Origin of the sequence: Frateuria sp. GZRR35 (genome assembly GCF_051900415.1) — a bacterium.
Lineage (GTDB): Bacteria > Pseudomonadota > Gammaproteobacteria > Xanthomonadales > Rhodanobacteraceae > Frateuria_A.
In genome coordinates this window covers 428,795-443,446 of the sequence record NZ_JBHZGL010000002.1, presented here as the reverse complement: position 1 = coordinate 443,446, position 14,652 = coordinate 428,795, and the positions used below count along the sequence as shown (strand labels likewise).

Here is a 14,652-nt window from a genome sequence, read left to right as displayed (position 1 = left end):
GCCCGAAGCGCAGCGCAAGCTGGTACGCGAGTTGATCGCGGTGCTTGCGCAGGCGCGTGGGAAGGCGCACTAAAGGCGTTTCGGCGGAAAGCGTCCGGCGAGCCCCGGGGGGGGGGGGGCCCCCCCCCCCCCCCCCCCCCCCCCCCGCCCCCGGGGGGGGGGGGGGGCCCTGGGCTCGCGGGAAGGCTTGTTCGTGCGTTGAGGGTGTTCTCGTTTGTCGCTCTGTAGCTGGGCTACTGCAGGAGTGGCCCCTCACCCCAGCCCTCTCCCCGCAGGGGAGAGGGAGCAAATCGTGGCGACTATCGGCATAAGGACATCCAGACGTCTAAACGTCTATTGACATGAATGCGCGTCAGTCCCACACTGCGCCCCACTCATCGAGACCGGCGGAGGGATAGGCCCTTTGATGCCGGGGCAACCTGCGGGAAGCGTTCCCGCGACGGTGCCAATTCCTGCGGGGCGCTGGTCGCCGCCGAGAGATGGGCGTGATTCGTCACTGACGTCAGACCGTCGGTGACGGGTGGCGACCTTTCCGGTTCCCGCGGGCGATGCCCACGGAGAACCGCATGACCGCCCAGCCGCTGCCCCTGCCCGTATCCGCCGCCGTAACGCCGCGCGTGGACGCCCGCATGGGTGGCCTCACCGCCCAGCGCAGCACCCGCCGGCTGACGCTTTCCCCGAAGTACGGCCATGGCGCGCGCGAAGTCGACGTGCGCTACCTCTGGTGCGGCGCGGCCGATGCGCCGACCGTGATCGTCCAGGGCGGCATTTCCGCCAGCCGCGACGTGGCCACCTCCGACGGCGCGGTGGGCTGGTGGCAAGCGCTGGTCGACGCGGGCGCCGCCATCGACCTGGACCATTACCGCGTGCTGGCGATCGACTGGCTGGCGCCGACCGAGCTGGGCGTCGAGGCGGTTTCCAGCGAAGACCAGGCCGACGCGCTGGCCGCGCTGCTGGAGGCGCTCGGCATCCATCGCGCGCATGCCTTCGTCGGTGCGTCGTACGGCGCCATGGTCGCGCTCGCCTTTGCCGCACGCCATCCGCGCGCGCTGGACCGACTGGTCGTGTTGGCCGGCGCACATCGCCCGCATCCGCTGGCCTCGGCCCAGCGCAGCGTGCAGCGCGGCATCGTGCGGCTCGGGCTGGCCAGCGGCCAGGTCGACGAGGCGCTCGGCCTGGCGCGCCAGCTCGCGGTCACCACCTATCGCGGCCGCGAGGAGTTTGGCCGCCGGTTCGCCGGCGCGCCCGAGTTCCGCGACGGCCGCTTCCGCCTGCCGGTGGAGGATTACCTGGAGCACCAGGGCCGCCGCTTCGTCGAGCGCTTCGACGCCGAGCGTTTCCTCGCTCTGTCCGAGTCGATCGACCTGCACGACGTCACGCCCGAGCGCATCCCCACGCCCGCCACGCTGGTCGGCTTCGCCTCCGACCTGCTGGTGCCGCTGGCCGACCTGTGCGAGCTGCAGCGGCGCCTGCATGGCCCCACCACGCTGGAAGTCCTGCAGACGCCCTACGGGCACGACGGCTTCCTCAAGGAAACCCACCAGCTCGCGCCGCTGCTGCGCGCCGCGCTGGCCTGACACCCCACGGAGCATCCCCATGAGCGAATCGGCCCCCTGTACCCGCGCCGTGCGCGCCGGCATCGAGACGGACACGCAGCACGGCGCGATCGTGCCGCCCTTGCACCTGTCGACCAACTACAGCTTCGACGGACTGGGCGGCAAGCGGCCGTACGACTACTCGCGCAGCGGCAACCCCACGCGCGACCTGCTGGGCAATGCGCTGGCCGAACTGGAGCTGGGCGCGGGCACAGTGGTCACCGCCAGCGGCATGGCGGCGGTGGCGCTGGCGCTGGAACTAGTGCCGCCCGGCGGCCTGGTGCTCGCGGCGCACGATTGCTACGGCGGTACCTGGCGACTGCTCGACGCATGGGCGAGGAAGGGCCGCTTCGAGCTGGTCTTCGCCGACCTCACCGACCGCGCCGCACTGGCCGACGGCCTGGCGCGCAAGCCGGCGCTGGTGTGGGTGGAAACCCCGTCCAATCCGCTGCTGCGCATCACCGACATCCGCCACGTGGCGCAGGCCGCGCATGCGGTCGGCGCGCTGCTGGTGGTGGACAACACCTTCCTCTCGCCGGCCCTGCAGCAGCCGCTCGCGCTGGGCGCGGACGTGGTGGTGCACTCGACCACCAAGTACATCAATGGCCACAGTGACGTGGTCGGCGGCGCGGTAGTCGCGCGCGACGCGGCGGTGGCCGAGAAGCTCAAGTGGTGGGGCAACTGCCTGGGGCTGACCGGCGCGCCGTTCGACAGCTTCCTCACCCTGCGCGGCCTGCGTACGCTGGCCGTGCGGCTGCGCCAGCACCAGGAGAACGCACTGCGCATCGCCGAGTACCTGGCGCTGCATCCGGCGGTGAGCGCGGTGTATTACCCCGGCCTGCCGGGTCATGTGGGCCATGCGCTGGCCGCGCGCCAGCAGCAGGGCTTTGGCGCCATGCTGAGCTTCGAGCTGGCCGGCGACCAGGCGAACGTTGGGGCCTTCGTCGACGGACTCGGCTTCTTCTCGCTGGCCGAGTCGCTGGGTGGCGTGGAAAGCCTGATCGCGCATCCGGCTTCCATGACTCACGCCGCGATGGCGCCGGAGGCGCGCCGCAACGCTGGCATCGCCGACACGCTGCTGCGCGTGTCGGTCGGCATCGAGGATGGCGACGACCTGCTGCTCGACCTTTCCCGCGCGCTCGACCGGGCGGCGGCCGCCCAGCTGTCCAAACGCCGGGTGGGTGCATGAGCGCGGTGCTGGCCGACTGTCCGCAGCCCGGGTCCCCCATCGCCGTGGTGCTGCTGGGCACCGGCGTAGTCGGCGGCGCGCTGCTCAAGCTGCTCAACACGCCGGCGGCGGCGGCGCCGCTGCGGCTGGTCGGTGCGGCCAACTCCCGGCGGCAGCAGACCGATCCGCGGCGGCTGGCGCAGCGCAGCCTGCGCGAGCAGCTGCGTCACGAGGGCGACCCTCGCGACGACGCTGCGCTGTTCGCTGCCCTGGACGCCAGCGACGCGGCGGCCAGGGTCATCATCGACGCCACGGCCAGCGCCGCGCTGGCCGCGCGGCACGCGACCTGGTTGGCGCAGGGCTACCACGTGGTCACCGCGAACAAGGCATTGGCCGGCGGCGAGCTGGCCGGCTGGCGGGCACTGCAGGCGGCGCTTGCGAGCGGCGCGCGCTATGGCGACGCGGCCACCGTGGGCGCCGGGCTGCCGGTGCTCTCCACGCTGCGCCGTCTGCGCAGTTGTGGCGACAGCCTGCTCACGCTGGAGGGTGTGTTCTCAGGCTCGCTCTCCTACCTGTTCAATCAATACGACGGCAGCCTGCCGTTCTCCGCGCTGCTCGCCCAGGCGCGTGCGCTTGGCTACACCGAACCGGATCCCCGCTCGGACCTGTCCGGCGAGGACGTCGTGCGGAAGCTCTTGATCCTCGCCCGCCATGCCGGCTTCTCGCTGGGGAGCGACGAGGTGGAAGTGGAAAGCCTGGTGCCGCCCGCCCTGCGCGAAGTGGACGCCGCAACGTTCCTGGATCACCTGCCCGAACTCGACGCGGCACTGGCCGAGCGCCACGCGCAGGCGGCCGCACGCGGGAACGTGCTGCGCTTTCTGGCCCGCCTCAACCAGCGCGGCCGTGCGCGTGTCGGGCTGGTCGAGGTGCCACCCACGCATCCGTCCGCGCGGCTGTACGGCACCGACAACCAGTTCGCCCTCACCACCACCCGCTACAACACCCAGCCGCTGGTGATCCAGGGGCCGGGGGCCGGGCCGGAGGTCACGGCACAGGCCTTGCTGGGGGACGTGCTGGCGCTGCGTGCGGGTGCCTGAGGAAGCTTGCTACTTGCCCAGCTCGCGCCAGCTGTCCTCGCTGACGTCGACATCGAACTTCTTCGCCGCCGCCTTGATCCGCTCCCATGCCTCGTCGCGCTCGTCGTCGGTCACTCCCTTGACCTGGTCGAAGCGCGCGATCGCGTTGCGCACGTGGCTGGCATCTTCCAGCGGTTCCTTGCGCTCCTTGGGAAAGGCGAACTCGGCTTTGGACATGTGATCCCGTTCGTTGCTGTCGAGCTCTGTCATGACGTTCTCCGTCGGGTACTGAACCGCTCGAGCTTCGGCCGCGGAACGTGACTCCTGCGTGTGCGCTGGCGGCCCTTCGACTTCGGCGCTGCGCACTACGCTCAGGGCGAACGGTGTGGTGAGAGTGCCGGCGGGAGAAGGCTAGCCGCGCGCAAGAACCCCGTTCGTGCTGAGCGTAGACGTAGCCGAAGTCGAAGCACCCGCCTCAGATTCCACAACGTGTTTTCCGCCCACACAAACAAAAACGCGCGGCTCGAAGGCCGCGCGTTTGTTGCCTGTCCCACGTGGAGAATCAGTGGGTGATTCGCTCAGCCGTTTCCTCATCCGGCGGGATCTGCAGCGCATCCGGATGCTGCGCCGCCTGCTCGCGCTCGGCCTCGATGGCCGGCGTGCGCCAGCCCGACGCCACGCCCCACAGGTAGAACACCAGGCCGATCACCCCGACCACGGCGAGGTCGTAGCCATAGGGGATGTAGTCCAGGCCGCCGAATTTCGCGCTGCCGATGCGCGACACGGCCGCCAGCGTGATCAGGTACGCGATCAGCCACCACGCCCCCTTCAGGTGCCGGCCGAATTCGTGCCAGCCGTGCTTGGCCGTGTAATAGAAGTACACGGGCAGCGCGACCACCATCAGCAGGATGATTTCACCGGTCAACGGCCACTTCGCCCAGTACAGCAGCTCGGCGGACATGATGAAGGCGATACCGGCGATGATGGGCAGGCCGGCCAGCTTGAACGGGCGATGCAGTTCCGGCGCGGTGCGGCGCAAGGTCATCACGCTGACCGGGCCGGTCAGGTAGGAGATGATCGTCGCCACCGAGATCACCGCGGCCAGCGAATCCCAGCCGCGGAAGAAGAACAGGAACAGGAACGACACCACCAGGTTCAGCCACATGGCCGGGCGCGGCACGCCCGACTTCGGGTCGATGCTGCCGAAGATGCGCGGCAGCGTACCGTTGCGCTCCATGCCGTAGATCATGCGGGCGGTGGTGGCGGTGTAGGTCATGCCGGTGCCGCTGGGGCTGACGAAGGCGTCGGCGTAGAGCAGGATCGCCAGCCAGTTGAGGTTGACCAGCACCGCCAGCTCGGCGAACGGCGAGCTGAAGTTGATGCCCTTCCAGCCGGCCTGCGCCAGCAGATCCGGCGGCACCGCGCCAAGGTAGGCGATCTGCAGCAGCACGTAGACCACGGTCGCCAGCGCAATCGCGCCGATGATCGCGAACGGAATGCTGCGGCCCGGGTTGTGCGCTTCGCCGGCCAGATTCACCGGGCTCTGGAAGCCGTTGAAGCTGAACACGATGCCGGCGGTGGCCACGGCAGTGAGGATCGCCGCGAAATCGTTCGCGTGGCTGCCACCCGCCGCGCCCACTTCGAGGTTCTCGCCGTGGAAGCCGCTGGCGATCAGCGCCACGCCGGTGGCCGCCGGAATGATCAGCTTGATCAGCGTGATCAGGCTGTTCGACTTGGCGAAGAGCTTGACGCTCCAGTAGTTGAGCAGGAAGTACACGATGACCAGCACCGCGGCGATGCCCACGCCCAGCGTGCTGAGCTCGCCGTGGGCACCGGGCACCGCGTGGTAGAGATCCTGTGCCCACTGCCATTTCCAGCCGGCCATGTACTGCACCGAGGCCTCGGCCTCGACCGGGATCACCGAGACGATCGCGATCCAGTTGGCCCACGCGGCGATGAAGCCGACCAGCGAGCCGTGCGAGTAGTGGCCGTAGCGCACCATGCCGCCGGACTCGGGGAACATCGCGCCCAGTTCGGCATAGGTCAGCGCAATCGACAGGATGATCGCCGCACCGAGCACCCAGGCCCAGATCGCGCCGGGACCGGCCAGCTTGGCCGCGTTCCACGCACCGAACAGCCAGCCCGAGCCGATGATCGAGCCCAGGCCGGTGAACATGAGTGCGAGAGGACCGACGTCACGCCGGATGGAAGTCTGGTTCGCCATCGAGGGCCCCTGTGTCTGTCAGGCGCTGAGCGCCAAAACGGTGATGGTCGCAAAGTGGGCCGGGCGTGTCACCTGCGATGGCGGCTACCTGGGCCCGCGGACGTCCGGATGTCTGGTTGGGATGAGTGCGACGCTCTCCCCGGGGAGCGGGTGCCTCGTGCTGTAGGAGGCCTTCCACCAAAGCGGATCCTTCCCCCGCACGCGGGGGAAGGTGCCCGAAGGGCGGATGGGGGAAGTCTTGCGAAAGACCTGCCCGTGGATCTGGTCCAAGAGCGCCCCCATCCGCCTGTCGGCACCTTCCCCCGCAGTCGCGGGGGAGGGATTCGGTACCAGCTTCCTGTCATCAGCGAGCATCCCCGCTGATCGCTGCCAAAGCGGATCCTTCTCCCGCTTGCGGGGGAGGTGCCCGAAGGGCGGATGGGGGGAAGTCTTGCGAAAGACTTACCCGTCGATCTAGCCCAAGAGCGCCCCCATCCGCCTGTCGGCACCTTCCCCGCAGTCGCGGGGGAAGGATTCGCTTTGGGGAAACGAGGTAAGCCTCTACCCATTTCCGCCGCGAGAGGTCCCGCCGCGAGAGGGCTACATTCTCCCGTTCGTGCCGAGGGCAGGGGTACCGGGGTCATGACACCTGCTTTGGCCCGCATCCGGAGTTAAACCTTGCCCGCCGGTGCCGCCTGGCCGAACGACGGCGGCCGGTCCGCGGGCGCCGCACCGAACTTCAGGTTCGGCGTCGCGCCCATCTCGAACTCCAGCGTTCCGCCGGCCGCCAGTTCCGCATGGCTGACCCAGCTCTTGGTCCACGGCTTGCCGTTGAAGCGCACCGACTGGATGTACGGCTTGTCTGGCCCGTTCCCCTGCGTGCGCACCACCAGCTTCTTGTCGCCAGCGAGCATCACCTCGGCCTGGTCGAGCAGCGGACTGCCGAACACGTAGTTCGTGCTCACCGGATCGACCGGGTACAGCCCGAGCGCCCCCATCACGTACCAAGCGCTGGTCTGTCCGCAGTCTTCGTTGCCCGCCAGCCCGTCGGGTTCGGGCCGGTACATCTTTTCCAGCAGCATGCGCACGCGCGCCTGCGTCTTGTGGTGCGCGCCGGTGTAGGCATAGAGGTAGGCCACGTGGTGGCTGGGCTCGTTGCCGTGCGCGTACTGGCCGACCATGCCGGCGATATCCGGCGGCGCGTCGCCGGGCAGCGCCGAGCTGGTCTCGAACAATTCGTCGAGCTTGCGCTCGAACGCCTGCTCGCCACCGAACAGCGGCATGTAGCCGTACAGGTCGTGCTGGTTGAGGAAGGTCGCTTCCCAGGCGTTGGACTCGGTGAAGTCGCGCCACTTGGCGCCATGGCCCATCGCGCGAGGGTCGAACGGTTGCAGCCACTTGCCGTCGCTGCCGCGCGGGCGCACGAAGGTGAGCTTCTTGTCGAACACGTTGCGGTAGTTGCGCGAGCGTTCGCGCAGGTGCTTCGCGTCGTCGTGCGCGCCGACGGCCTCGGCCAGGTGCGCCATCGCCCAGTCGTCGTAGCTGTACTCGAGCGTCTTGCTGACCGACTCCCACTCCTTGTCGGCCGGGATGTAGCCCAGCTTGCGGTAGTCCGGCAGGCCGCGGTAGTCATCGTCCATCGCGCGCTTGCGGAAAAGCGGCCAGGCCTTGGCGTAGTCGATGCCGGTGAAGCCCTTGGCGTGCGCCTCGGCGATCACCACGATCGAGTGGTAACCGATCATGGTGCCGGTTTCCACCCCCTGCAGCGGCCACACCGGCGGCCCGTCCGGACTTTCCGCGGTCATGCGCACCAGGCCGTTGACCAGGTCGGGCACGCGCTCGCTCTGGAACAGCGTGAGCAGCGGATGCAGCGTGCGGTAGGTGTCCCACAGCGAGTAAGTGCTGTAGTTGTGCTGGCCCTTGGGCAGCGTATGCACCCAGAGGTCCATGCCGCGGTAGCGGCCGTCCACATCGCTGAACAGCGTAGGCGCCAGCATGGTGTGGTAAAGCGCGCTGTAGAAGGTGCGCTTGAACGGCTCGGACGGGCTGTCGATGCGGATCCGCGACAGCTCGCGCTCCCACGTGTCGCAGGCCTGCTGCCGCGCGCCCTCGAAGTCCCAGCCGGGCACTTCGGCGTCGAGGTTGCGCCGCGCGCCGTCGATGTCGACGGCCGAGATGCCGACCTTGACCAGCAGCGGCTCGCGCGCCACGTCGCTGAAATGCAGCGCGGCCTTCAGGTGCTTGCCCTGCGCCTGGCGCGAGCCGGTCGGCAGTGGCGCGTCCTCGACGTAGAGCGTGGCGCGGGCGACCGGGCGCGAGAGCTTCATGGCGAAATACATGTAGCGCCCGTTCGCCCACTGGTGCACGCGCCGGCTGCCGACCAGCAGGTCGTCGCCAACGAGTTTCAGGGTCGCGTCGCTGACCTTGGCCGGCACGTCGGGATCGTCGTGGAAGCCGTGCGCCAGGTCGACCAGCAGGTGGCCGTCGCCCTCGCCGTGGAACGTGTAGCGATGCAGGCCGGCGCGCAAGGTCGCGGTCAGCTCGGCCAGGATGTCGTGGTCGGTCAGGTGCACGCGGTAGTAGCCGGGCTGCGCCTGCTCGCCGTCGTAGCGCGAGCGGTAGCCATGGCCGGGCTGGCCGACCACGTCGGGCGGCAAACGCGTGCTCGCGAACGCCGCTTCGTCGAAATGCGACTGGTAGTTCTTGTCCGGCAGCCCCCGCTCGCCCGGCTGCAGCAGCACCGGCCCTTGCGCCGGCATCACCAGCACGTCCAGCATGTCGCTGGCCCCGGTGCCCGAGAGATGCGTGTGCGAGAAGCCCATGATCGACCCGTCGCGCTGGTGGTAGCCCGAACAGGCATCCCAGCCGGCGTCGTTGGTGTCGGGGCTCAGTTGCACCATGCCGTAGGGCAGGGTGGCGCCGGGGAAGGTGTGGCCATGGCCGCCGGTGCCGACGAACACATCCACGAAGCGCGAGACGCCTTCGCCCGCGCCCATCGATGAACGGCCGGCGCCTAGCCGGCTCATCGCAAAACCCGGCAGCGTGCCGGCGCCGCCCAGTGCAGTCAGGGCGCCCATGCCTTGCAGGAAGCGTCTGCGGGTCACCATGTCGAGTTCTCCTGTGGGTCGGTGGGCGGCAACACGGATGCCGGCCTTGGGGTGGAAAATGGGTTCACGGGTTGCGCAGCAGGGCGGGTCGGGTGTCGGCAAGCTTGACGATCAGCTCGCCAAACAGGCTGTTGGCCCAGGCGAACCACGCGCGCGTGAAGTGCGTCGGGTCGTCCTGGTCGAATGCCTCGTGCATGAAGCCGGTGCCCGCATCGGTGTCGCGCAACCAGCGCAGGCACTGGCGGATCTCGGCCGGATCGTTGCTGGTCAGCGCGCGCATGGTGATCGCCATCGGCCAGATCATGCGCAGGCCCTCGTGCGGGCCGCCGATGCCTTCGGCGGCCGTGCCGCGGAAGAAATACGGGTTCTGTTCGCTCCAGGCGCGCGCGCGGGTGCGACGGTAGAGCGGATCGTCGGTCGCGCAGCAACCGAGGTAAGGCAGGCTGAGCAGGCTCGGCGCGTTGGCGTCGTCCATGAACAGGCGGTTGCCGTAGCCGTCGATCTCGTAAGCCCAATAGTCGCCGTCGGCATCGGGCACGCGGCCGTCGCGTTCGATGGCCTTGGCCACGTCGTCGGCCAGCGCCGTGCAGTCGCCGGCAAAGCCCGCGTCCTGGTGGATGGCGCGGCTCATCGTGGCGAGTTGGCGCAGGGAGGCCACTGCGAACAGGTTGGCCGGCACGAACAGTGGATACAGGCACGCGTCGTCGGACGGCCGGAACATCGAGTGGATCATGCCGTTGGGGCGCGTCGGGTTGCCGTAGCCCTCCAGCGCCAGCGTCTCGGTGGGGCGGTCGCTGGTGCGCTGGAAGTGGTACGGGCCACGGCCATGCCTGCGTTGCTGCTCGCGGAAGGTTTGCACGACCCGGTGCATGGCCGCGCGCCAGTCATCGTCGAAGGGCGTGGTGTCGCCGGTCGCCTGCCAGTAGCCGTGCGCCAGGCGGATCGGCCAGCACAGCGAATCGATCTCCCATTTGCGCTCGCCGACGCCGGGCTTCATGTCGGTTTGGTCGCTGCGCGCCCACGACAGCGGCTGGGCGTGCGGATCGGGCATGAACGCGTTGGCGTAGGGATCCAGCCGTATGCAGCGCGCCTGGCGCCGGATCAGCCCATGGAACAGCCGCTGCAGCGCGCGGTCCTGCTTCGCCAGCGGCAGGTAGGGCGCAACCTGCGCGGAGGAGTCGCGCAGCCACATCGCCTCGATGTCGCCGGTGATCACGAAGGTGTCCGGCTTGCCCTCCAGCGTGCCCAGTTCGACCGTCGTGTCGAGCGTGTTCGGGTAGCAGTTGCCAAACATCCAGGCGAGCTTGGGATCGCCGATGCGGCCCTGCACGCGCGCCAGCTCGCGCTCCACCACGTCGCTGGTAAAGCGGCGCTTGCCCGGCGGCGGGCGCTTGCTGGCAAAGCCGGGCGTGCGGGCCATGGCGACGTTGCCAATGGCGCCGGCGGCTGCCGTCGTACCGAGCAGTTTGAGGAAGTCGCGGCGGGTGGTCATGGCGCAGTTCCCATGGTATGCGCAAGGTCCTGCACCTGCAGGGCTTGCCGGAGCGCCTCGGCCGAAGCCTTGCTCTCGACATCCAGCGTGACGGGCTCGCCCGGCAGCAGGTCGAAGCCGTTGTCCGACAGGCCGACATCGAGATCGCCGAAAGACACCCACACGTCGCGCGCCAGCGCATCGGTGGTGAGCGTCAGCGTGTGCCCCCTGGTCGCAGGCGCGAGTTGCGCATGGACGTGTGGCTGCGGAAGGCGCAGGTCCTTCGGCAGCGCGAAGAACACCAGGTTGCGCGAGACGGGCTTGCCGTCTGCGATCAGTTCGAAGGCGGCGAACGTAGTGCGTGGATCGGCGCCATCGAGCAATTGCGCATCGGTGTAATGGGCGACCTGCGTGCTGGCCAGCGGAGCCAGTGTCACGTCGTGGTTTTCCTCGCGCCGCACGTGGCCGGCGAAGTCCATCAGGCGCAGCCGCCAGTGCGCGGCAAGCGGGGTCGTGCGGTCGGAGACCAGCGATACGGTGGTCGTGCCCTGATGACGCAACGCCGCCACCAGCAGCGGCGCGTAGAAGCGCCGGGCACGGAACTGCAGCGCCTTCCACCGGCCGTACGCATCGATGCTCGACCAGGTCACGCCCGGCCACAGGTCGTTGAGCTGCCAGTACAGCGAGCCCATCGATCGGGGCCGCGAGGCGCGCAGGTGTTCGGCCGCGAGCGCGATGCCATCGGCCTGCATCACCTGGCTCAGGTACACGAGCGCGGAAAAGTCCTTCGGCTCGCCGTACTCCCGCCGCACGTAATCGAGCAGGCGCCGGTTGCCGTTGCCGCCGTCGAACTTCTGGTGCGCGCGCAGCACCGGCGAATCCACCTGCAACGGTTCCGTGCCGGCGAACGCGCGGATCGTGCGCAGGTCAGGGAACGACTGCAGGCCGTACTCGGACTGGAAGCGCGGCGTGATGTCCAGATAGGCGGTGGCGGGTTTGGCCTCGCCCGACCAGACGTCCCAGTAGTGGTAATCGCCATCGTCCAGGCTGTTGGCGAAGCCATCGCCGCCCCGGCTGGGCGAACTCGGCCAGTAGGGCACGTCCGGATCGTTCTGCACGACCACCTCACGCAGCACCTCGCCGAACAGGTCGCGCATGCCCTGCTTGATGCGTTCGTTTTCCTCTGCTGCCAACGATCGCTGCAGCGCCTTGCGGTCGCCCCAGGACAACCAACTGCTCTGGACTTCGTTGTTGCCGCACCAGAGCACGATCGACGGATGGTTGGACAGGCGCTCGACCTGCTCGACCGCCTCCTGGCGGACGTTCGCTACGAAGGCGGCGTCCCGCGGCGGGATCGCGCCACCGAACATGAAGTCCTGCCAGATCATCAGGCCCATACGGTCGGCCATCGCATAGAAGGCGTCGGGCAGGTAGTAGCCGCCGCCCCAGACGCGCAGCATGTTCATGTTTGCCGCGCGCGCCGACTCAAGCGTCTGGCGCATGCGCGCCTCATCCACGCGGGTGGGGAAGCTGTCGAACGGAATCAGGTTGGCACCCTTGGCGAAGATCGGGATGCCGTTGACGACGAACGCGAAGCTGCGGCCCCAGGGGTCCTTCTCGCGCCGAACCTCGACGGTGCGCAGGCCGATCTGGCGCGAACCTTCGTAAAGCGGCCTGTCGCTGTCACCAAGGCGCACCCGGACCGTGTACAGGTCCTGCGCGCCATACCCGGCCGGGTACCACCGCTTCGGGTGGGCAAGCGTTACCGGCACGCCCACGCGGTGATGCCCAGCAGCCACTTCTACATCCGCGAGCCGCCGGGCAACCGGCTGGCCGTGCGGCCCATACACGCGTATTTCCGCGGGCAACGAAGCGTCGCTGTCCGTGTCGACATCCAGCTGCACGTCCAACTGCGCGGCTTGCGCATCCAGGTGTTTCTGCGCGACATGGAGACCGGCCACGCGCAGCCCATCCCAGCTGTCCAGATGCACTGGCTGCCAGATGCCTTCGGTCACGATGCGCGGACCCCAGTCCCAGCCGTACTGGTAGGCGGCCTTGCGCACGTAGTTGGCCGTCTGCAGGCCCTTGGGCTCGTCGCCAAAGGCCGAGTCGAACTCGCCCGGCAACGCGTACGGCTGCCGCTTGAGCCAGGGCTGCAGGCGCTTGATGGGCGAGAACAGCCGCACTTCCAGCGTGTTGCCGCCCACGTGCAACCAAGGTTTCGCGTAAGCCGCCCAGCGCCGGAACATGTTGTCCGCACTGAGTAGCTTGTGTCCGTTGAGGTAGACCTCAGCGAAAGTGTCCAGGCCGTCGAACACCAGCTCGACGTGCCGGCGCGCGAGCGTGGCCTGGTCCACGTCGAAATGAGTGCGATAGACCCAGTCGGACAGGCCGATCCACTGGATCGTCCCCTCGTTGCGTCCTACCAACGGATCGGCGGCGAGCCCCGCCGCCATCAAGTCGGTTTGCACCGTGCCCGGGACCGTGGCGGCGAGCCAGCGGGCCGCTTGCGGGTGCTCCGCCTCGTGGGCATCGCCCGGTGCAAGCCGGACCTGCCAACCCTGGTCGAGAACCTGCGTCGCCGGTGCCGCCCAACCCGGACCCGCCAACAGCAGCAGCGCACCTGCGAGGCCGGCCAGGCCGGCCAGGCTGGGGATGCGGCGCGCTCGGGTCGGCGGGGCCGGAATCGTCATGATGCCCCGTGCCAGGTCGCGGTCGGCATTTCGCGTTCGGCCAGGTCTTGCAGCACCGACACCATCGCGCGGACTTCCGCAGCGTCGCTTCGCCACTCGCCCGCCACCATGTCGCCCGGCTCCGCTTGCCGATGGCGCATGCCCGAGGGCAACGCACGTTTCGCCGAAGCATGGAACTCGCGCGCACCCGTCGCCCGGGCCAGCGCCGCGATGTTGTCCGCATGGACGCCCGCGCCGGGCATCACCACCACCCGCCCGGCCGCCTGTTCCACCAATGCGCGCAAAGCCGGCGCGCCCTCGACCGCATTCGCCCGCGCGCCCGAACTGAGCACGCGCTCGCACCCCAGCCCGACCACCGCCTCCAGTGCCTGCGCCTGATCGGCAGCCATGTCGAAGGCGCGATGGAACGTGACGCCCAGCGGGCCGGCGGCACCGATCAGCGCCCGGCAACGCGCCTGGTCGATCCGTCCTTCGGCATCCAGCGCGCCAAGCACCACGCCGTCGCACCCCAGCGACGCGCAGACCTCGATGTCACGCAGCATCACCTCGCACTCGAAGTCGTTGTAGAGGAAGTCGCCCGCGCGCGGACGGATCAATACGTACAGCGGAATCGTCAGCCGGTCACGCGCGGTGGCAATCTCGGCGTAGGAAGGCGTGACGCCCCCCAACTCCAGCGCGGCGCACAACTCCACCCGCCCCGCGCCACCGTCCTGCGCAGCCAGCGCGGAGGCGACCGAATTGGCGGCGACTTCGAGCAGGGCGGCAGCGGGTCCGGGCATCAGGTCACGCCCCGTAAATGGCGACGGTCGCAACGCGCGTGGCGCAAGCGGATGCGCTTGGGGACGGGTGCAGATGTTCCACGATTGCCTGCCGTTTAGATCGATCTATATGGCAAGGTAGCATCGGCCGCAAGCGCTTGCATGCGGCATTGCAGTAATGCCGGTTGGATGGAGCGCGGCGATCCCCAATCTGGGTGCGCACGTGAACGCGACCGCCATCCGCACGTCGCCAAGCGCGTTTCTCAGGACTATGAACGGCGAGATTGGAAGCCCTCGCAAGCAAGCCGGCATGGTGTGTCGGCTGTCACACCGCGCGCGTTGCGCGGACGCATTGTCGTCCAGCAGGCCGGATCGCAGCGGAAGGAGGCGCCGCGATTGACTGCGTGTCCGCAATGCTCATCTCCCCCTGACGGTCCCGTCCCTAGGTTGCCGCGCGCAGGGGACCATGAGTGAAGGGAGTAAACGCATGCGTCAGATGTTTCTTATGGCGGCAGCCACGGTTCTGTTCGCCGCAACCGCCAGCCTGAGCCAGGCAGCGAGGGCGGAGTCCTCCGATCCCT

Annotated in this window: 9 protein-coding genes and 1 riboswitch; of the genes, 3 read left to right on the top strand and 6 right to left on the bottom strand. The window is 68.9% G+C overall.

Going from position 1 to position 14,652, the window contains the following annotated elements; all coding sequences use genetic code 11:
- Positions 1-371 precede the first annotated feature (371 nt).
- Positions 372-486, top strand: a riboswitch (SAM riboswitch).
- 80 nt (positions 487-566) lie between these two features.
- From metX to ACFWZ3_RS04535, 3 genes are read left to right on the top strand one after another with little or no spacing between them, the layout of a single operon-like run.
- Complete coding sequence (metX, locus tag ACFWZ3_RS04545; RefSeq protein WP_439706593.1) at positions 567-1,577, top strand: homoserine O-succinyltransferase MetX; 1,011 nt, start codon at positions 567-569, stop codon at positions 1,575-1,577.
- 19 nt (positions 1,578-1,596) lie between these two features.
- On the top strand, positions 1,597-2,784 hold the full coding sequence (gene metB / locus ACFWZ3_RS04540; protein ID WP_439706592.1) for a cystathionine gamma-synthase: 1,188 nt from the start codon (positions 1,597-1,599) through the stop codon (positions 2,782-2,784).
- Entirely contained in the window at positions 2,781-3,860 is a 1,080-nt protein-coding gene (locus ACFWZ3_RS04535) for a homoserine dehydrogenase (RefSeq protein ID WP_439706591.1), read from the top strand. The genes metB and ACFWZ3_RS04535 overlap by 4 nt, the downstream gene beginning before the upstream one ends.
- Positions 3,861-3,869: 9 nt before the next feature.
- Here ACFWZ3_RS04535 and ACFWZ3_RS04530 read toward each other — a convergent pair whose 3' ends face one another.
- The 6 genes from ACFWZ3_RS04530 to ACFWZ3_RS04505 form a co-directional block, all read right to left on the bottom strand.
- A complete protein-coding gene (locus ACFWZ3_RS04530) occupies positions 3,870-4,109 on the bottom strand; it encodes a DUF6582 domain-containing protein (RefSeq protein WP_439706590.1) in 240 nt (79 codons plus the stop codon).
- A 292-nt stretch (positions 4,110-4,401) separates the two neighbouring features.
- Positions 4,402-6,063: an APC family permease gene (locus ACFWZ3_RS04525; protein WP_439706589.1), complete on the bottom strand. Its 1,662-nt coding sequence runs from the start codon at positions 6,061-6,063 to the stop codon at positions 4,402-4,404.
- A 650-nt stretch (positions 6,064-6,713) separates the two neighbouring features.
- A complete protein-coding gene (locus ACFWZ3_RS04520; RefSeq protein WP_439706588.1) occupies positions 6,714-9,149 on the bottom strand; it encodes a GH92 family glycosyl hydrolase in 2,436 nt (811 codons plus the stop codon).
- A 64-nt stretch (positions 9,150-9,213) separates the two neighbouring features.
- Entirely contained in the window at positions 9,214-10,641 is a 1,428-nt protein-coding gene (locus ACFWZ3_RS04515) for a glycoside hydrolase family 125 protein (RefSeq protein WP_439706587.1), read from the bottom strand.
- On the bottom strand, positions 10,638-13,313 hold the full coding sequence (locus ACFWZ3_RS04510; protein WP_439706586.1) for a beta-mannosidase: 2,676 nt from the start codon (positions 13,311-13,313) through the stop codon (positions 10,638-10,640). The genes ACFWZ3_RS04515 and ACFWZ3_RS04510 overlap by 4 nt, the downstream gene beginning before the upstream one ends.
- Entirely contained in the window at positions 13,310-14,092 is a 783-nt protein-coding gene (locus tag ACFWZ3_RS04505; protein ID WP_439706585.1) for a copper homeostasis protein CutC, read from the bottom strand. The genes ACFWZ3_RS04510 and ACFWZ3_RS04505 overlap by 4 nt, the downstream gene beginning before the upstream one ends.
- Positions 14,093-14,652: the final 560 nt, after the last annotated feature.